Origin of the sequence: Acinetobacter lwoffii (genome assembly GCF_024129355.1) — a bacterium.
In the GTDB taxonomy this organism is placed as follows: Bacteria; Pseudomonadota; Gammaproteobacteria; order Pseudomonadales; family Moraxellaceae; genus Acinetobacter; species Acinetobacter lwoffii_I.
Genome location: NZ_JAMXXP010000112.1, coordinates 1 through 251, shown reverse-complemented (window position 1 = coordinate 251; position 251 = coordinate 1). Strand labels below are relative to the sequence as shown.

The window sequence follows — 251 nt, the reverse complement described above, 5'->3', positions numbered from 1 at the left end:
ATGATCCGTGCCTTTCATATCGCCATGGTTCATTTTCGAATGATCCATTCCTGAATGATCACCACCACCATGTCCCATATCTTCCATAGTCAAAAGCGAGCGTGGACGTGGCTGAGGCATATGAATGCCGTGTGTCACAGGATTTAGTTCATTGTGTAGCGTACCAATCGCATAACCTGAACGGTCAATTGACTCAGCTTCAATTTGATAATGTCCACCTTTTGGCTCCACAATCACATCATAAGTTTCAG

1 pseudogene is annotated in these 251 nt (G+C 44.2%); it reads right to left on the bottom strand.

The features are described from left to right. A pseudogene (locus tag NI468_RS16205) lies at positions 1–251 on the bottom strand (copper oxidase); the annotation flags it as partial.